A 19,125-nucleotide genomic window follows, 5' to 3' on the forward strand; every position below is an offset into this window, starting at 1 on the left:
TTACTTAGTACATAGAGTGGGTGTTGCTTTCGATATGTTCTTTAGTGATACGACCGAACATTTTCCAGTAACACCAGATGGTGTAGGCCAGAACAATCGGAACGAACACGCAAGCAACATAAGTCATTAAGTTCAGCGTCATATGGCTGGAGGTTGCATCCCACATGGTCAGGCTAGCATTCAGCATGGTGCTGGATGGCATCACGAATGGGAACATAGCGATACCTGCAGTCAGGATGATGCACGCCAGCGTCAGTGATGAGAACACGAACGCCAGAGCGCCTTTTTCCAGACGAGACGTCAGAACCGTCAGCAGCGGCAGCAACACACCCAACGCCGGAATAGCCCACAGCACAGGCATCGCGTTGAAGTTCACCAGCCATGCACCGGCCTCACGCGCCACTTCTTTGGTCAGCGGGTTAGACGGCGCGACGTGGTTAATCGCAGACGTCACCACGTAACCATCAATACCGTAGACCACCCAAACACCTGCCAGCGCGAAGCAGACCAGTGTGATCAGGGCAGCAACCTGAGCCGTTGCACGAGAACGCAGATGCAGCTCACCAACAGTACGCATCTGCAGATAGGTTGCGCCCTGGGTGATGATCATCGCCACACTGACTACGCCTGCCAGCAGACCAAACGGATTCAGCAGCTGGAAGAAGTTACCGGTGTAGTAAAGACGCATGTACTCGTCCATGTGGAACGGTACACCCTGCAGCAGGTTACCGAATGCCACACCAATCACCAGCGGTGGAACGAAGCTACCAATGAAGATGCCCCAGTCCCACATGTTACGCCAGCGGGTGTCTTCAATCTTGGAACGGTAGTCGAAACCGACCGGACGGAAGAATAAAGACGCCAGAACCAGAATCATCGCCACGTAGAAACCGGAGAACGCAGCCGCGTAAACCATCGGCCAGGCAGCGAACAGCGCGCCGCCTGCGGTGATCAGCCACACCTGGTTACCGTCCCAGTGCGGGGCGATGGAGTTGATCATGATTCGACGCTCGGTGTCATTACGACCGAGGAAACGGGTGAGCATCCCCACCCCCATGTCGAAACCATCCGTGACAGCAAAACCGATCAGCAGAACACCGATCAACAGCCACCAGATAAAACGCAATACTTCATAATCGATCATTTGATGACTCCTGTCTTAGCGTGCCGGCTGAGTAGTCACACCGGACTGCTCGTAGTGATAGCGACCGGTTTTCAGGCTGCTTGGGCCAAGGCGCGCGAACTTGAACATCAGGAACAGTTCAGCCACCAGGAACAGGGTGTAGAGACCACAGATCAGCAGCATTGAGAAGATCAGATCGCCTGCTGTCAGCGAGGAGTTGGCCACCGCCGTTGGCAGCACCTCACCAATCGCCCATGGCTGACGTCCATACTCCGCAACAAACCAGCCGGACTCAATTGCGATCCACGGCAGCGGGATAGCATACAACGCCGTACGCAGCAGCCATTTTTTCTCGCCGATGCGGTTACGAATCACAGACCAGAAGGACGCCGCAATGATCAGCAGCATGATGATGCCGCAGCCTACCATGATACGGAATGCAAAGTAGAGTGGCGCTACGCGTGGAATAGAGTCTTTGGTTGCCATCTGGATCTGCGCTTCCGTCGCGTCGGAGACGTTCGGGGTATAGCGTTTCAGCAGCAGACCGTAGCCCAGATCTTTCTTCACGTCGTTGAACTGGTCACGAACGGCCTGGTCGGTAGAACCGGCACGCAGCTGTTCCAGCAGAGCGTAGGCTTTCATACCGTTACGGATACGGCCTTCGTGCTGCTCCATCAGCTCTTTCAGACCCGTCACCTGTTTGTCAACAGAACGGGTGGCGATGATACCCAGCGCATAAGGAATTTGAATGGCGAAGCGGTTTTCCTGGGCGTCCTGGTCCGGAATACCGAACAGGGTAAAGGCAGCCGGGGCCGGTTGGGTTTCCCATTCAGCTTCGATTGCGGCGAGCTTGGTTTTCTGTACGTCACCCATTTCATAACCGGATTCATCACCCAGCACGATAACGGAGAGGATGGCAGCCATACCGAAGCTTGCAGCGATAGCAAAGGAACGTTTAGCGAAGGCGAAGTCACGACCACGCAGCATATAGTAGGAGCTGATGCCCAGAATGAACATCGCGCCGCACACATAGCCAGAGGCCACGGTGTGGACGAATTTAACCTGAGCAACCGGGTTCAGGACCAGTTCGGCAAAGCTGACCATCTCCATACGCATGGTTTCGAAGTTGAAATCAGACGCAATCGGGTTCTGCATCCAGCCGTTTGCCACCAGGATCCACAGCGCGGACAGGTTAGACCCTAATGCCACCAGCCAGGTCACCGCCATATGCTGGACTTTGCCCAGACGGTCCCAGCCGAAGAAGAACAGACCTACAAAGGTGGATTCGAGGAAGAAGGCCATCAGACCTTCAATGGCCAGCGGCGCACCGAAGATATCCCCTACATAGTGGGAATAATATGACCAGTTAGTCCCGAACTGGAACTCCATGGTCAAACCGGTAGCCACGCCCAGTGCAAAGTTGATACCAAACAACTTGCCCCAGAACTTGGTCATATCTTTATAAATCTGTTTGCCGGACAGAACGTATACCGTTTCCATGATGGCCAGCAGGAACGCCATACCGAGCGTCAGCGGCACAAACAGGAAGTGGTACATCGCGGTCAAGGCAAACTGTAAGCGCGACAGTTCGACTACGTCTAACATTATGACTCCTTGCTCATCGCATGAAGACTCCGAGAGTGAACCCCAGGAAAAGGATCCACACGCATGCCCCAATACAAAGTTATCTGCTCCCCTTCTTCGTTGCCTATTCTCTACAGAATGAAAAAGCAGTGATGAAAGGTTACAAATACGTTAATAAAAAACTCAAATTGGTCCCGCAAATATAATACGCTGCAAAACCCTTACAATAAACAGGTTTTTATTGAATCATATTTACGTTTTTCGACGGCGATCAATTTATAGCAAAATTACCACTTTTCGACCATTTTGATCGGGGACAATTTAGCGCTTTTAAGCACCTTTTTCCAAGGATTAAACTTTGATTTAAATCAAAAACAACGACCGATGTTAACCATGTTTAAACGCGGTAAGAATGGTGAAAACCATGTTAACGATATGTGCATACAAAGCTGTGATTGGTTATCGAAGAAGGGAAAAAATATAAACAGAAGTGATTTTAATTAACGCAAAAGAAAAACACCTTTTCGACGCGGGGCAATCCTTAAAGCGTAGTCGGGCCAGGTTATTTTTCCAGAGTTTGACTGCAACCCTTCGAAATTACATTTAATTTACTTTTCGCGCTCTATAAGTTAACACCGTAGCGTGACTATTTAATGAAAAAAGGCTGCACTTGGCAGCCTTTTTTCGTTTTTCAGGCAAGAAGAATGCTAAAGGTTCGTGACTGCCCCGGTCTGAACGTGCCGGTAATCCCCTGCTCTTCACGATCATCCAGTAACCGTTCATTCAGGTCCGTTTCGCCGCACCGTTTCAACGCCGGGTTAACGGATAACGTCGTCTCGCAGACGCTGGACTCCGAAGGGTTGAACAGGCGAAGAATAAGTTCATCCCGATCTTCCGCTTTTTTGAGCGCGCTGAGCACGCATCCCGTCGGGGAAAGCGCCAGCAGACTGTAACTTTCCGGCGTGGTGAACGACGCACGGTTTAATTTCATCGCATCCCAGGGGATCTTGTTATAGCACTGCACCGGCGTTAACCACGCCTTAGCCTGCTGCGTGACGCCCGAGCTTTCAGGGGTGCCACTGAAACTGAACAGGCTAAAACGGCAGGTTAACGGACCACGCATCTGGGAATCCGGGACGGGCATCTTAATCCCCGAAGGTCTGCCAGGGCGCAACAGCAAATCTTCTTTTCCGAGTAACCCCACGCCGCGCAGCAGAGTCAGCGCAAAGGCTTTTTTGGTATCGCCCACCACTTCAAATTCACGTAGTCCTTCTGTAAACAGCGCAAGCCCGTTTCGCTTTTCCTGCAGCACGGCATAGTTGAGCAAATTCCAGACAGGAACGGGCGCTTCTTTCCAGCCCTCTTCCTGCCAGCGTTGCATCGCAGCGTCCTGCACGGGGCGAGTAATGGTGCCAAACTGCGTATCCGCGAGCACGTGCTGAGTCGTAAACGGTGTGGGGATCAGCACCCGAACGCGGTGGTCATCCGCCTGGTTATCCAGACGCACCGCCACATCAATACGTCTGCTGTTGTGGCTGAGCGTAATGTCAAATGCCACCTCAAGAGAACCCTTTCGCTGACGTGCTGCGCGTTCAGAGAGGTTTGCCGGTACAGCAATACGGTGGCGGATCACCGCCCTGCTCTGCCAGGCTTCGTGTATGACGTCAACCTGATGCTCGCCCTGTGCTGAAGTGAGTCTCCACTCTTCCCGTGAAGGCGAGTAGTCGTACTCATCGCCATCATCCGAACTCTCTTCAATCTCCAGTACCCGGTCGTAAATCAGGCCGGTTTCTTTGTCGCGCAGACGCAGCGTACCGTCGTCGTTTATATCAATCTGCCAGAAAGCATTTTCGAGTAAAGCACCGGTGTTTTGCGCCGGAGAGAGCACCTTTCCGGCTACGTGCGGTTCTATAAACAGCGTACGGTAGCCCATCGACGGCAGGATCTGGCTGAGCTGGATATCAAACTCCATAAACGGTTCGTAGTTGCCGTAATGGACAATCTGCCGGTCAATGAGACCAGGGTCGAGCTCGCGCGCGCTGCGAATGAAATACGGGATCTCGTTGCCTTTCTCATCACGCAGACGAAACTGGCTGGCGCGCAGCCGAATCGTGGTGTTCATCACCTCTTCACGCGGCCAGGGCATCAGGTTGAACATCACCAGCTTATCGGCGTCGGATTGCGGCATGTTGTCGACAATCTTGCGCATATAGAAGCGCACCAGGTTGTCTGCCATGTCCTCCGCCAGCTCAAAGCGGGAAACAATCTCGCGATGCACCTTGTCGCTGCAGCAGCAGCCGATGCTGTCGTGGGCGTGATTCTTGAGGATCTCTTTCCACATTTTCTCCAGCAGACCGTGGTGATAGTCGAAGCCGAGAGTCCAGGCAAGCGTCGCCAGCGGCTCAAGCACGTTGACGATTTTATTCTCGATACGCGCATGGGCGATTTTAATGTCCATGCGCGTGGAGCCGATTGTCCGGTGCACGCGCATGTATTTCCCGTCGATAAACTCCCCTTTCAGCGTCGCCAGTTCATCGCGCCGCGCCTCAATATGGTCAAACACCTCCTCGAAGCGGCTCATCACAAACTGACGTTGCGGATAGATTTCACGAAGCTTCTCCATCACCGCAAAAAGGTTCTGCTGCAGCGGCATCTGGTCGTGTCCGTTGGGCAGCAAAATCTCTTTGGTGACAGAGGCGTTTTCCAGGACCTCGAAATAACTGTCGAGCCGTTTTCGTAGCCCGGCCTCATCCTCAGGTAAGTACTTACCAATCGCATAGCCCAGCGGCAGCACCTGTGCCGTCACTTCACTGCCGTCCTGGCTCTGCCAGAGAAATTCGGTTTTATCGGTACCGTGTCGTTCAGAACAGCCGCGCCAGAACATCGTGCGGGTAATGCCAAAGCCGTTATAAATATGCGGAAGCTGGCCTGACATCCCAAACGAATCCGGCAGATAACCGATCATCATCGGCTCGCCGAACGCCATACAGTCGCGAATACCGTACATCAGGTTGCGGACAATCGACTCGCCGCTGACGATCGTGGTATCGGTCTGGGTATACCACGGGCCGATAATCAGTTTTCCGCGCTCGACAAGCACCTTCACCCGCGAGCGGTTTTCGGGCTTGACGGCAAAGTAATCCTCCAGCACTGCCGTCTGTCCGTCGAGAACGTAATATTTATAGGCCTCGTCCTGCTCCAGACGGGTCAGGATCTCTTCCATATTATTGACCAGAAGAATACGCGACTCTTCGGTGGTGAAGTACCACTCACGGTCCCAGTGCATATGCGGCGTGATATGAACGCGAGATACAGCTTTCATCTTCGTTTCCTGTGTTGTGCGTTTTACGGTATGGCGTCTTCAGTGATGTATTTGCCCGTTTTGACCGCCTGACGTCGCCAGAGCAGCAGAATAAATGTGGAGATAGCGGTCCCCACCAGCGCCGCACCAAACCAGCCTGCCGCTGCAACCACACCGCTCAGCCCTGCATCATGAAGTAAAAAGAGCGAGAAAATGCCTGCGCCCGGCGTGGACAGGCCGATCCCCATCGCGCCAACAATCGCCCCTGTCACCATGGAGCCCAGCACAAATGAGCCAATGACGCGGAGGGGATCTTCAATCGCCATCGGTATCGCCCCTTCGGTAATGCCCGCGAGGCCAAGCAGCCACGTTGATTTGCCGGTTTCAATTTCAAACGGTTTAAACAATCTCGGCGCCAGCATCGTTGACGCCGTCACGGTAAAGGCCGAGACCATCTTGACGGAGGCGAAAATCGCATAGGGGCCATACACCCCGTTGGCCATCGCCCCGAGGCAGAACGCGTAGGAGGCTTTGTTGACCGGCCCGCCCAAATCGAACGAACACATAAAGCCAAGGATCGCGCCCAGGAGCAGCGCATTCGCGCCAGAAAGACCATTAAGCCAGGCGGTGAGCGCGTTGTTTATCCAGGCCACCGGTTCGCCGATCACAAACAGCATCAGGCTGCCTGCGCCCAGCACGCCAATAACCGGATAAAGATAAAAGGTTAAGAAGCCGTTGAAGCGGCTACTGAGGCGAATGTGATTTTTCACCCAGCGCATCAGGTAGCCCGCAATCAGCCCGCCTGCGATGGCCCCCAGAAAACCGGAACCAATCATATTGGCAGCCAGACCGGCAGCGAAACCCGGCGTCAGCGCCGGTTTATCCGCCAGTGAATAAGCGGTATACGCCGCCAGAACGGGAACCATCAGCATGCCAAGCATGCCGCCGCCAAGCTTGCGGTACATCCACAGCCACGAGTTTTCCTGATCGAATAAGTGCTGCAGCCCCAGAATTTGCGCCAGCAATACCGACACGGCCAGCACCGTACCACCGGCGACAATCAACGGCACCGCAAAGGAGATGCCGCTCAGGAGCGCCTGCTTGAGCTCGGTTTTGACACTCTTTTTTGTTTCGGTATCGACGGGCGCATGACGCGCAGCGTCGGCAGGCTTTAACGCCAGCGCGCGTTCTATTAACGCTTCAGCATGGCGTAGTGGTTCCGCAACGGGTACGGAAACGGTGGGGATCCCCGCAAAGCGTTCACTCTCTTTGATCGCCACTTCTGCGGCAAAGATACATGCTCTGGCCTCCTGCAGTTGCTGCGACGTGAGGCGCCCCTCAATGCCGTTCGCCCCCTGCTTTTCCACCACCACGTTGACGCCCATCCTGCGTCCCGCTTTTTCCAGATATTCCGCCGCCATATAGGTGTGGGCAATCCCGGCCGGGCAGGCGGTAACGCAGACAATAGTCGGGGCACTCTCCTGGATGGCGTCGGCCTGCTCCCCGGGCGCGGCGTCCAGCGCGGTCAGCACACCTTCGGCCGTGGTCGCAGCCATTACGCGGGCCCTGAGATCGTCATCCGCCAGGCGAGACGTGAGCGCCGTTAACACCTCAATATGCGTTGATCCGGCTTCCGCCGGAGGGATCGCGAGCAGGAAAATGAGCGTGACCTCTTCCGGCCCGTCCACCCCTTCCCATTCCAGCGGCTCGCACAGCGTTGCGACGGCAAATGCCGCCTCTTTTACCGTGGCCGATTTGCCATGGGGGACAGCCAGCCCCTCACCCAGCGCGGTTGGGCCAAGCGATTCCCGTTGAAAAACGTCCACCAGAAAAGCCTCGGCGTCAGTGATTTTGCCCAGCGCCTCCAGCCGCATCGCGAGCTGACGTATTGCCTCATCACGGCGGGTAAACTGCGCCTGAACGCAGACAGCACGCGGATCGGTCAGGGTCGTCAGGTTCATAGAGATCCTCACAGTTGCATCGTTATAGTCTGCGAAGGATTGTGGCAGAGCGGATAATACATTTATGTGATCATTTTCACTAACATCAAAATTTGTATTTAAGTTGTATTATTTACAAATCATTAGTTGAATGCATAATTCTCAGAAAAGGTATTAATCAGGCGCGATAAAATGGGCAACAAACCGCGATACCGGCAGATAGCGGATGTCTTCCGCGAAAAAATTAACGCCGGAGAATTAAAACCGGGTGACGCGCTACCAACGGAATCCAGCCTTCAGGAGGCGTTTAGCGTCAGCCGCGTCACCGTCCGGCAGGCCCTGAAACTCCTTGCCGACGAACAGATCATCGAAAGCATCCAGGGCAGTGGTTCCTATGTAAAAGAGGAGCGGGTGAATTACGACATTTACCAGCTCACCGGCTTTTACGAAAAACTGGCGGATCGCAACGTTGATACGCACAGCGACGTCAAAATTTTTGAAGTGGTAAAAGCCGATACAAGACTCGCGGCTACGCTGGCAATTGGCGAGGATGATAAGGTCTGGCACGTCAAGCGCGTACGCTTCATCAAGCAGAAGCCGGTAAACCTGGAAGAAACCTGGATGCCGCTGGCGATGTTCCCCGACCTCACCTGGGAAGTGATGGAAAAGTCGAAATACCACTACGTTGAACAGATCAAAAAGCTGGTCATCGATCGCAGTGAACAGGAGCTGGTGCCGGTCATGCCCTCAGAAGAGGCGATTGCTGCGCTGGCGCTCGATCCGGCAAAACCGATCCTGGAAAAAGTCTCCCGCGGTTTCCTGAAAGATGGCCGGGTTTTCGAATACAGCCGCAACGTGTTCAATACCGACGATTACAAATTCACCCTCGTGGCGAAACGCAGGCAATAAAAAAGGCCGCTTTACAGCGGCCAACCATGTCGAAACGGACATTTTTTATTTCAACGCGCCCCTTTCAGGGCGCAGAGAGGACTTACTTAATGATGGATTTCAGTGCTTCGCCGATATCCGCCAGGCTGCGAACGGTCTTCACGCCTGCGGCTTCCAGCGCTGCGAATTTCTCATCAGCCGTACCTTTACCACCGGCGATAATCGCGCCTGCGTGACCCATACGCTTACCTTTCGGCGCCGTCACACCCGCGATGTAACCGACTACTGGCTTGGTTACGTGTTCTTTGATGTAAGCAGCCGCTTCTTCTTCCGCGCTACCACCGATCTCACCGATCATGACGATCGCTTCGGTCTGTGGATCTTCCTGGAATAGCTTCAGGATGTCGATGAAGTTAGAGCCTGGGATTGGGTCACCGCCGATGCCCACACAGGTGGACTGGCCGAAGCCGTAGTCGGTGGTCTGCTTAACCGCTTCATAGGTCAGCGTACCGGAACGGGAAACGATACCCACTTTGCCCGGCTTGTGAATGTGACCTGGCATGATGCCGATTTTGCATTCGCCTGGGGTGATCACGCCTGGGCAGTTCGGGCCGATCATGCGCACGCCCGCTTCGTCCAGCTTCACTTTCACGGTGAGCATATCCAGCGTCGGGATACCTTCAGTGATGGTGATGATCAGTTTGATGCCAGCGTCGATCGCTTCCAGAATGGAGTCTTTGCAGAACGGTGCCGGAACGTAGATAACGGTCGCGGTTGCGCCCGTCGCTTCTACGGCTTCACGCACGGTGTTGAACACCGGCAGGCCCAGGTGCGTGGTGCCACCTTTACCTGGTGTTACACCGCCAACCATCTGCGTACCGTAGGCAATCGCCTGCTCGGAGTGGAAAGTCCCCTGGCTACCGGTGAAGCCCTGGCAGATAACCTTGGTATCTTTATTGATTAAAACTGACATTATTTCCCCTCCACTGCGGCAACAACCTGCTGAGCTGCATCCGTCAGACTTTTCGCTGCAATAATATTCAGGCCGCTGTCAGCCAGTTTTTTCGCGCCGAGTTCAGCGTTGTTACCTTCCAGACGCACAACAACCGGAACGTTAACGCCCACTTCTTCTACCGCGCCGATGATGCCGTCTGCGATCAGGTCGCAACGTACGATACCGCCGAAGATGTTCACCAGAACGGCTTTCACGTTGTCGTCAGAGAGAATGATTTTGAACGCTTCGGTTACGCGCTCTTTGGTTGCGCCCCCCCCTACGTCGAGGAAGTTCGCTGGCTCGCCGCCGTGCAGCTTAACGATGTCCATGGTGCCCATCGCCAGGCCCGCACCGTTAACCATGCAGCCGATGTTGCCATCCAGCGCCACGTAGTTCAGCTCCCACTGAGCAGCCTGTGCTTCACGCGGGTCTTCCTGAGACTGGTCACGCATTTCGCGCAGATCTGGCTGGCGGAACAGGGCATTGCCGTCAGCACCCAGTTTGCCATCGAGGCAGATCAGATCGCCCTGAGTGGTGATCACCAGCGGGTTGATCTCGATCAGCGCCAGATCGCGCTCCAGGAAGATGGTCGCCAGCCCCATGAAGATCTTGGTGAACTGCTGAACCAGCTTGCCTTCCAGACCCAGTTTGAACGCCAGCTCACGGCCCTGGTAAGGCATTGGACCTGCCAGTGGATCGATAGCCACTTTATGGATCAGGTGTGGCGTCTCTTCTGCCACTTTTTCGATTTCCACGCCGCCTTCGGTAGACGCCATGAACACCACGCGACGCGAGCTACGGTCTACCACCGCGCCCAGATACAGCTCTTTCGCGATGTCGGTTGCCGCTTCAACCAGGATCTGGTTGACTGGCTGGCCGTTCGCATCTGTCTGGTAAGTGACCAGACGCTTGCCGAGCCAATGTTCAGCAAATGCACGAATTTCTTCTTTGCTCTTAACAACCTTCACACCGCCCGCTTTACCACGGCCACCAGCGTGAACCTGACATTTAACTACCCACGGGCCGGAACCGATTTTAGATGCGGCTTCTTCTGCTTCACGCGGGGTAGTACAGGCATAACCCACCGGAGCCGGTAAGCCATACCGGGCAAACAGCTGTTTGGCCTGATATTCATGTAAGTTCATGTGTTCTATCCATCCTTCAGGGTAATCGTTATCTTCAAACCTGCAGGCCGGTGCAAGGCGTATCCGGCCTACAGGGCAGGTGATGCTAAAAGGGACTAGACGTCCAGCAGCAGACGCGTTGGATCTTCCAGCAGCTCTTTAATCGCTACCAGGAAGCCCACGGACTCGCGGCCGTCGATCAGACGGTGATCGTAAGAGAGCGCCAGATACATCATTGGCAGGATCTCCACTTTACCGTCTACCGCCATCGGACGATCTTTAATGGCGTGCATACCCAGGATCGCGCTCTGCGGCGGGTTGATGATCGGGGTAGACATCAGCGAGCCAAACACGCCGCCGTTGGTAATGGTGAAGTTACCGCCGGTCAGGTCGTCTACGGTCAGCTTGCCGTCGCGGCCTTTCACGGCCAGCTCTTTAATATTTTTCTCGATGTCGGCCATACCCAGGGTATCCACATCACGCAGAACCGGAGTCACCAGACCACGTGGCGTAGACACCGCCATGCTGACGTCGAAATAGTTGTGGTAAACCACGTCATCACCATCGATGGACGCGTTCACTTCCGGGTAGCGTTTCAGCGCTTCAACAACCGCTTTCACGTAGAAGGACATAAAGCCCAGACGGATACCGTGACGTTTTTCAAACGCGTCACCGTACTGCTTACGCAGGTCCATGATTGGCTTCATGTTCACTTCGTTGAAGGTGGTCAGCATCGCGGTGGAGTTTTTCGCTTCCAGCAGACGCTCTGCCACACGCTTACGCAGGCGAGTCATTGGCACGCGTTTTTCACTGCGCGCACCCAGAGCAGGCTGTGCTGCTGGGGCTGCCACAGGGGCTTTCGCTTCTGCCTGAGCAGGCGCTTTCGCCAGGTGTTTGTCGATGTCTTCACGGGTCAGACGACCGCCTACACCGGTACCTTTGATGGCTGCCGGGTCAAGGCTGTGTTCAGCCAGCAGGCGACGGATCGCCGGGCTGAGCGCGTCGTTGGTCTGTTCTTCCAGAGAAGCCTGCTGGCGCTGAGCCGGCGTAGAGGCTTTCTCTTCAGACTTCGCGCTGGACTCTTTGCCCGCGCTGTTGCCTTCACGCAGGCGACCCAGGATCTGGCGAGAGGTTACGGTGGTGCCTTCGTCTTCCAGCACCGCGTCCAGAACGCCATCCGCCGAAGCCGGTACTTCCAGTACCACTTTGTCAGTTTCGATTTCTACCAGCACTTCATCGCGCTTAACGGCATCGCCTGGTTTTTTATGCCAGGTAGCGACGGTCGCATCTGCTACAGATTCAGGCAGGTCGGGAACAAGAATATCTACGCTACTCATTATGTATCCTTTAATTAATCGACGTTCAGCGCGTCATTGACCAGATCTTGTTGCTGCTTCTGGTGAACGGACATATACCCTACCGCCGGAGAGGCGGAGGCCGGGCGACCTGCATAACGCAGGGCAGACCCAAATGGAATCACTTCACGGAAATGATGCTGGCTGCAGTACCATGCGCCCTGGTTGAGCGGCTCTTCCTGGCACCAGACAAAATCATGCACGTGAGCGTACGGTTTCAGCGCTTCCTGCACCGCCTGGTGCGGGAATGGATAAAGCTGTTCGATACGCACGATGGCGACATCTTTCTGATCGTTCTTACGGCGCTGTTCCAGCAGGTCGTAATAAACCTTACCAGAACACATCACCACACGCTTCACAGCCTGCGGATCCAGTTCATCAATCTCACCGATGGCAGGCAGGAAGGTGCCATTCGCCAGCTCATCCAGGCTGGACACCGCCAGTGGGTGACGCAGCAGGGATTTTGGTGACATGACCACCAGCGGACGGCGCATACCGCGCAGCGCCTGACGACGCAGCATGTGGTAAACCTGAGCCGGGGTGGACGGTACGCAAACCTGCATGTTCTGCTCAGCGCAGAGCTGCAGATAACGTTCCAGGCGCGCGGAGGAGTGCTCAGGACCCTGGCCTTCATAACCATGTGGCAGGAGCATCACCAGGCCACACATACGGCCCCATTTCTGTTCGCCAGAAGAGATGAACTGGTCGATAACCACCTGAGCACCGTTGGCGAAGTCACCGAACTGCGCTTCCCAGATGGTCAGCGTACGCGGCTCTGCGGTAGCGTAACCGTATTCGAAGGCCAGCACCGCTTCTTCAGAGAGCACGGAGTCCCAGACCTTGAACTGGCCCTGACCGTTATGCACGTGCTGCAGCGGGGTGTAGGTTGAACCGTTAGACTGGTTGTGAACTACCGCGTGACGGTGGAAGAAGGTGCCACGGCCCGCATCTTCACCGGACAGACGAACAGGAATACCTTCGTCAACCAGCGTCGCGTAAGCCAGCGTTTCTGCACCGCCCCAGTCGAACAGCTTCTCACCTGCCGCCATAGACTGACGGTCAGCATAAATTTTTGCCACGCGAGACTGCATCTCGATGGCGTCTGGCACGGTGCTGATGCGTTTAGCCAGCTCCTGCAGGCGCTTCATCTCGACCTTGTTCGGGTAGCTCTCATCCCACTCGTGGTTGAGGTACGGCGACCAGGTAAAGGAGTGCATGTTCATCGGACGCAGCTCTTTCACCACGCACTCACCCGCATCCAGCGCGTCGCGGTAGAGGTTGACCATTTCGGTCGCATCTTCCAGCGTCGCCACTTTTTCGCTTTCCAGCTTGTCAGCGTAGATTTTGCGCGGCGTCGGGTGTTTTTTGATTTTCTGGTACATCAACGGCTGGGTTGCACTTGGCTCGTCGGCTTCGTTGTGGCCGTGACGGCGGTAGCAGAACAGATCGATGAACACATCGCGTTTGAAGGTGTTACGGAAGTCCAGCGCCAGACGGGTCACGAAGGCGACCGCTTCCGGGTCATCCGCGTTCACGTGGAAGATTGGCGCCTGTACCATCTTGCCGATGTCGGTGCAGTAAGGGGTTGAACGCGCATCCAGTGGGTTAGACGTTGTGAAGCCCACCTGGTTGTTGATGACGATACGAACGGTACCGCCCACTTCATAACCACGCGCTTTGGACATGTTCAGGGTTTCCTGAACCACGCCCTGCCCTGTGACCGCCGCATCACCGTGAATGGTGATTGGCAGCACTTTGTTGCTGCTTGGCTCGTCCAGACGATCCAGACGCGCGCGCACGGAACCGATAACTACCGGGCTGACGATCTCCAGGTGCGACGGGTTAAACGCCAGCGCCAGGTGAACCAGACCGCCTTCGGTTTCGATATCAGACGAGAAGCCCATGTGGTACTTCACGTCACCGGTGCCGAGATGTTCTTTATGTTTGCCCGCGAATTCGTCGAACAGGTCCTGCGGTTTTTTACCCAGCACGTTGACCAGCACGTTCAGACGACCACGGTGCGCCATGCCCAGTACCACTTCACGGGTACCGCTCTTGCCTGCATGACGAATCAGCTCTTTCAGCATTGGCACTAACGCATCGCCGCCTTCCAGCGAGAAGCGTTTTGCGCCCGGGAACTTCGCGCCCAGATAGCGCTCAAGCCCTTCCGCTGCGGTCAGTTCGTTCAGGAAGCGTTTTTTCTCGTCAGCCGAGAAGGTCGCGTGGCCCGCTACGGATTCGATACGCTGCTGGATCCAGCGTTTCTCTTCGGTAGAAGTGATATGCATGTATTCCGCGCCGATGGAGCCGCAGTAGGTTTGCTTGAGGGCGTCGATCAGATCGCCCAGCTTCATCGTGTCTTTACCGATGGCAAAAGAACCTACGTTAAAGCTTTCCTGGAAATCGGCCTCGGTCAGATCGTGATACGCCGGATCGAGATCCGCCACACGGTCTTGTTTCCACAGTCCCAGCGGATCGAGATTCGCATGCTGGTGACCGCGGAAGCGATAAGCGTTAATAAGCTGCAGGACTTTAACCTGCTTCGCGTTGGTGTCAGGGTCGGAAATCGCAGAAGAGTAACGTGAGGCATCCTTCGCCAGACGACGGAAATAATCACGTGTTTTGGAATGGAATTGATCCGGTTTGACTCCCGTGCCAGGCAACTGCTGGAACATGGAACGCCAGTTTGCGTCCACTGAGTCAGGATCGGTTAAGAAGTCTTCATAGAGCTGTTCTATCCAGCTCTGGTTGGCACCAGAGAGGTAAGAAGAGTCCAGCCAGGCTTTCATTGCGCCGTTCTGCATCGTGATCCCTTAAGCATTTTTATGCTTACTTTCGCCGTAGAAACTACCACGCACACCGCGTGTACGTGCCGGGGTTCACCTGCGAGCTCTTTTCATTTGGCCCGCGAAGGAACCTTTAGAAACTGTCTAGACTTCAGGGCAGTTTTTAAAGGTTTCTGCAATCTATCCCCTCTCCCTTTGGGAGAGGGTTAGGGTGAGGGGGAACAGCGCCCCCTCTCACTACTTACTTACGCACTGCGCTGCAGCAGCATCGACTTAATATGGCCGATGGCGCGCGTCGGGTTCAGCCCCTTCGGACACACACTGACGCAGTTCATGATGCTATGGCAGCGGAATACGCTGAAAGCGTCACTTAAACCTTCCAGACGACTATCGGTTTCGGTGTCGCGGCTATCGATCAGGAAGCGATAGGCAGCCAGCAGACCGGCCGGGCCGATGAACTTGTCCGGGTTCCACCAGAACGACGGGCACGACGTTGAACAACATGCACAGAGAATACACTCATACAAGCCGTCGAGTTTTTCACGCTGCTCGGGAGACTGTAAATGCTCACGAGCGGGTGGATTTTGCCCATTATTCAATAAGTAAGGTTTAATCTTCTCATATTGTGCATAGAATTGCCCCATGTCTACCACCAAATCACGCACGACCGGCAGGCCTGGCAGAGGACGGATAACAATTTTCTGGCCCGGGCGCTGCAACGCGGAAATTGGCGTGATGCAGGCCAGACCATTTTTGCCGTTCATGTTGACGCCGTCAGAGCCACACACCCCTTCACGGCAGGAGCGACGGAACGACAGTGTCGGATCTTTTTCTTTCAGCTGGATTAACGCATCCAGCAGCATCATGTCACGACCTTCTTCCGCTTCCAGCGTGTAATCCTGCATGCGCGGAGCGTCATCTACATCCGGGTTATAACGATAAACTGAGAATTCGAGTTTCATTGTCCTGTCTCCGCATTAGTAAGTACGAATCTTCGGCGGGAACGCCGGACGCAGTTTCGGTTCCATGTTCACCTGACGGCGCGTCATGGTTTCCGACTCTGGCAGATACAGGGAATGGCACAGCCAGTTTTCATCGTCACGATCCGGGAAGTCGAAGCGGCTATGCGCGCCACGGCTTTCGGTACGGAAGTTGGCCGACATCGCGGTTGCGAACGCGGTTTCCATCAGGTTATCCAGCTCAAGACACTCAACGCGCTGGGTGTTGAACTCGCTGGAAGTATCATCCAGACGGGCGTTTTTCAGGCGCTCGCGGATCGCTTTCAGTTGCTCAAGACCTTTCGCCATCGCGTCACCTTCACGGAATACCGAGAAGTTGTGCTGCATACATTCCTGCAGCGCTTTGCGGATTTCCACCGGATCTTCACCGTTACGGTTACCGTTCCAGCGGTTCAGACGCTCAAGCGATGCATCAATTTCGTCGTCAGTGGCGTCACGCAGCGCGCCCTGTTCGGCAATGGATTCCTGCAGGTGCAGACCCACCGCACGACCAAACACCACCAGGTCCAGCAGGGAGTTCCCCCCCAGACGGTTGGCACCGTGTACGGATACGCAGGCAATTTCGCCTACCGCGAACAGGCCTGGGATGACCACATCTTCGCCCTGCTCGTTCACGGTCAATGCCTGACCGGTCACTTTGGTCGGAATACCGCCCATCATGTAGTGGCAGGTAGGAATAACCGGAATTGGCTCTTTCACCGGGTCGACGTGGGCGAAGGTACGGGACAGCTCCAGAATACCCGGCAGACGGGATTCCAGTACCTCTTTACCCAGGTGGTCGAGTTTCAGCTTGGCGTGTGGACCCCATGGGCCATCACAGCCGCGACCTTCACGGATTTCGATCATGATTGAACGCGCCACCACGTCACGACCCGCCAGGTCTTTCGCATTCGGGGCATAACGTTCCATGAAACGTTCGCCGTGTTTGTTCAGCAGGTAACCGCCTTCACCACGGCAGCCTTCGGTCACCAGAACACCCGCACCGGCGATACCGGTTGGGTGGAACTGCCACATCTCCATATCCTGCACCGGCACGCCAGCGCGGATAGCCATCCCTACGCCGTCACCGGTATTGATGTGGGCGTTAGTGGTGGACTGGTAAATACGCCCTGCACCGCCGGTCGCCAGCACGGTTGCGCGCGCTTTGAAGTAGACCACTTCACCGGTTTCAATGCACAGCGCGGTACAACCGACAATCGCGCCATCGGCATTTTTCACCAGATCCAGCGCATACCACTCGGAGAAGATGGTGGTGTGGTTTTTCAGGTTCTGCTGATACAGAGTATGCAGCAGCGCGTGACCGGTACGGTCAGCCGCTGCCGCGGTACGTGCCGCCTGCTCGCCGCCGAAGTTTTTCGACTGGCCGCCAAACGGACGTTGATAGATGGTGCCATTTTCCAGACGGGAGAACGGCAGACCCATATGATCCAGCTCCAGAATCGCTTCCGGGCCAGTCTTACACATATATTCGATGGCATCCTGGTCGCCGATGTAGTCGGACCCTTTTACCGTGTCGTACATGTGCCATTCCCAGTTATCTTCATGGGAGTTACCCAGCGCAACGGTAATACCGCCCTGCGCAGATACCGTGTGGGAACGGGTCGGGAATACTTTAGAGAGCAGCGCACAGGTCTGGCCGCTCTGGGAAATTTGCAGCGCGGCGCGCATACCTGCGCCACCCGCACCAATCACAACAGCATCAAATTCTCTGACTGGCAGTTTCATTACACACCCCACACCACAACGAATCCATAAATAACGTAAACCACCAGTGCAACGACAATGGCCAGCTGCAGAGGAAGGCGAATCGCCAGCGGTTTAACGTAATCGGTCAACACCTGCCACATGCCAATCCAGGCATGAATAAGAATGGAGAACAGCGCCAGCAGGGTGAACACTTTGGTGAAGGCAGATCCGAAGAACCCACTCCAGATTTCCCACGTCAGCGTGCCGCTGGTCGCGAAGAAACCGATCATATAGATGATGTAGAGGGTGAGAACGATGGCGGTAGCACGGACCAGAATGAAGTCATGTACGCCGTTGCGTCCTAATGCGGAGGCGTTGCTTACCATACGAGAACTCCTGCGAGAAGTGAAAGCACGACTGTAATCACAAATGAAATGTTAGCGGAACGTTTCCCGGCTTCGAAAGTCTCTTCCAGGTAACCAAAGTCCATCAGCATATGGCGAACACCCACCACAACGTGGTACGCCAGTGCGGTCAGAATGCCCCACATGATGAATTTCACGAAGAAGCTGTTCATGATGGCAGAGGCCTGGAGGAATCCTTCAGGAGAAGAGAGGCTGGTGCCCAGTAACCACAGCAGAATGCCTACCGCCACAAACGTAATCACACCCGATACACGGTGCAGAATGGACGCTATTGCTGTTACGGGGAACCGGATCGTTTTGAGATCCAGATTGACAGGTCTTTGTTTTTTCACATTTCTTATCATGAATAACGCCCACATGCTGTTCTTATTGTTTCCTTCCTCCGGACTGCGATGCGGGTCAGACAGCGTTCCTTTTCTATAACTGCGCGTCATGCAAAACATTGCTTCCAAATGCTAAAACGACACGTTACAACGCTGGGTGGCTCGGGATTGCAGGGTGTTCCGGAGACCTGGCGGCAGTATAGGCCGTTCACAAAATCATTACAATTAACCTACATACAGTTTGTCGGGTTTTCTCTGGAACAGTGATCAGGGTCACGATAACAACATCTTTTTAATTTTTAATCATCTGATTTGACAAATGTTAAACAATATTGTTACAAACGTCATCAGAAAAGGCATATAATGCGCAAAAGTTATGAGGTCTCTCTTTCACCTGACAAATAGTTATGTAACAGTGTGATGGTATTGACCGAAGTTATCAGGACAGTTATTAGTGATATACAGGTTTGAAAAATTCGGACTGCAAAAACGCTGATTTGCTGTTGTTTCACTGATATTTCATTCGTTTACCTGCAAGGCGCCATAGCTCTGTACCCTGGTTTGTCCTCGTGAGCTG

The 19,125-nt window shown here is 54.7% G+C and carries 13 protein-coding genes; 1 reads left to right on the top strand and 12 read right to left on the bottom strand.

What is annotated here, in order from left to right; all coding sequences use genetic code 11:
* Positions 1-4 precede the first annotated feature (4 nt).
* The 4 genes from cydB to mngA form a co-directional block, all read right to left on the bottom strand.
* The gene (gene cydB / locus EQV24_RS09455) at positions 5-1,144 is read right to left on the bottom strand and encodes a cytochrome d ubiquinol oxidase subunit II (protein ID WP_013097535.1); all 1,140 of its coding nucleotides are present in this window, start codon (positions 1,142-1,144) and stop codon (positions 5-7) included.
* A 15-nt stretch (positions 1,145-1,159) separates the two neighbouring features.
* Positions 1,160-2,728: a cytochrome ubiquinol oxidase subunit I gene (gene cydA, locus EQV24_RS09460; RefSeq protein WP_013097536.1), complete on the bottom strand. Its 1,569-nt coding sequence runs from the start codon at positions 2,726-2,728 to the stop codon at positions 1,160-1,162.
* Positions 2,729-3,398: 670 nt separating this feature from the next.
* On the bottom strand, positions 3,399-6,029 hold the full coding sequence (mngB, locus tag EQV24_RS09465) for a mannosylglycerate hydrolase (RefSeq protein WP_038986090.1): 2,631 nt from the start codon (positions 6,027-6,029) through the stop codon (positions 3,399-3,401).
* A gap of 23 nt (positions 6,030-6,052) precedes the next feature.
* On the bottom strand, positions 6,053-7,969 hold the full coding sequence (gene mngA / locus EQV24_RS09470; RefSeq protein ID WP_013097538.1) for a PTS 2-O-a-mannosyl-D-glycerate transporter subunit IIABC: 1,917 nt from the start codon (positions 7,967-7,969) through the stop codon (positions 6,053-6,055).
* Between the two features lie 171 nt (positions 7,970-8,140).
* Between mngA and EQV24_RS09475 the strand changes: the two genes are divergently transcribed.
* Positions 8,141-8,857 (top strand): GntR family transcriptional regulator, encoded by a 717-nt coding sequence (locus tag EQV24_RS09475; protein ID WP_013097539.1) that lies wholly within the window; start codon positions 8,141-8,143, stop codon positions 8,855-8,857.
* 82 nt (positions 8,858-8,939) lie between these two features.
* Here EQV24_RS09475 and sucD read toward each other — a convergent pair whose 3' ends face one another.
* The 8 genes from sucD to sdhC form a co-directional block, all read right to left on the bottom strand.
* Complete coding sequence (sucD, locus tag EQV24_RS09480) at positions 8,940-9,809, bottom strand: succinate--CoA ligase subunit alpha (RefSeq protein WP_008501094.1); 870 nt, start codon at positions 9,807-9,809, stop codon at positions 8,940-8,942.
* On the bottom strand, positions 9,809-10,975 hold the full coding sequence (sucC, locus tag EQV24_RS09485; protein ID WP_006809579.1) for an ADP-forming succinate--CoA ligase subunit beta: 1,167 nt from the start codon (positions 10,973-10,975) through the stop codon (positions 9,809-9,811). Before sucC ends, sucD begins: the two co-directional genes overlap by 1 nt.
* 95 nt (positions 10,976-11,070) lie before the next feature.
* The gene (gene odhB, locus EQV24_RS09490) at positions 11,071-12,291 is read right to left on the bottom strand and encodes a 2-oxoglutarate dehydrogenase complex dihydrolipoyllysine-residue succinyltransferase (RefSeq protein ID WP_013097540.1); all 1,221 of its coding nucleotides are present in this window, start codon (positions 12,289-12,291) and stop codon (positions 11,071-11,073) included.
* Between the two features lie 14 nt (positions 12,292-12,305).
* The gene (gene sucA, locus EQV24_RS09495; RefSeq protein WP_023622290.1) at positions 12,306-15,113 is read right to left on the bottom strand and encodes a 2-oxoglutarate dehydrogenase E1 component; all 2,808 of its coding nucleotides are present in this window, start codon (positions 15,111-15,113) and stop codon (positions 12,306-12,308) included.
* 227 nt (positions 15,114-15,340) lie between these two features.
* Positions 15,341-16,057 (bottom strand): succinate dehydrogenase iron-sulfur subunit SdhB, encoded by a 717-nt coding sequence (gene sdhB / locus EQV24_RS09500; protein WP_008501090.1) that lies wholly within the window; start codon positions 16,055-16,057, stop codon positions 15,341-15,343.
* 15 nt (positions 16,058-16,072) lie between these two features.
* Positions 16,073-17,839 carry a succinate dehydrogenase flavoprotein subunit gene (sdhA, locus tag EQV24_RS09505; RefSeq protein WP_014831113.1) on the bottom strand — a complete coding sequence of 589 codons (1,767 nt, stop codon included), beginning with the start codon at positions 17,837-17,839 and terminating at the stop codon, positions 16,073-16,075.
* Positions 17,839-18,186: a succinate dehydrogenase membrane anchor subunit gene (gene sdhD, locus EQV24_RS09510; protein ID WP_008501088.1), complete on the bottom strand. Its 348-nt coding sequence runs from the start codon at positions 18,184-18,186 to the stop codon at positions 17,839-17,841. Before sdhD ends, sdhA begins: the two co-directional genes overlap by 1 nt.
* Positions 18,180-18,584 carry a succinate dehydrogenase cytochrome b556 subunit gene (gene sdhC / locus EQV24_RS09515; RefSeq protein WP_020684965.1) on the bottom strand — a complete coding sequence of 135 codons (405 nt, stop codon included), beginning with the start codon at positions 18,582-18,584 and terminating at the stop codon, positions 18,180-18,182. The genes sdhD and sdhC overlap by 7 nt, the downstream gene beginning before the upstream one ends.
* Between the last annotated feature and the right edge of the window lie 541 nt (positions 18,585-19,125).

The sequence above is a fragment of the Enterobacter sp. A8 genome (assembly GCF_004296595.1).
Lineage (GTDB): Bacteria > Pseudomonadota > Gammaproteobacteria > Enterobacterales > Enterobacteriaceae > Enterobacter > Enterobacter cloacae.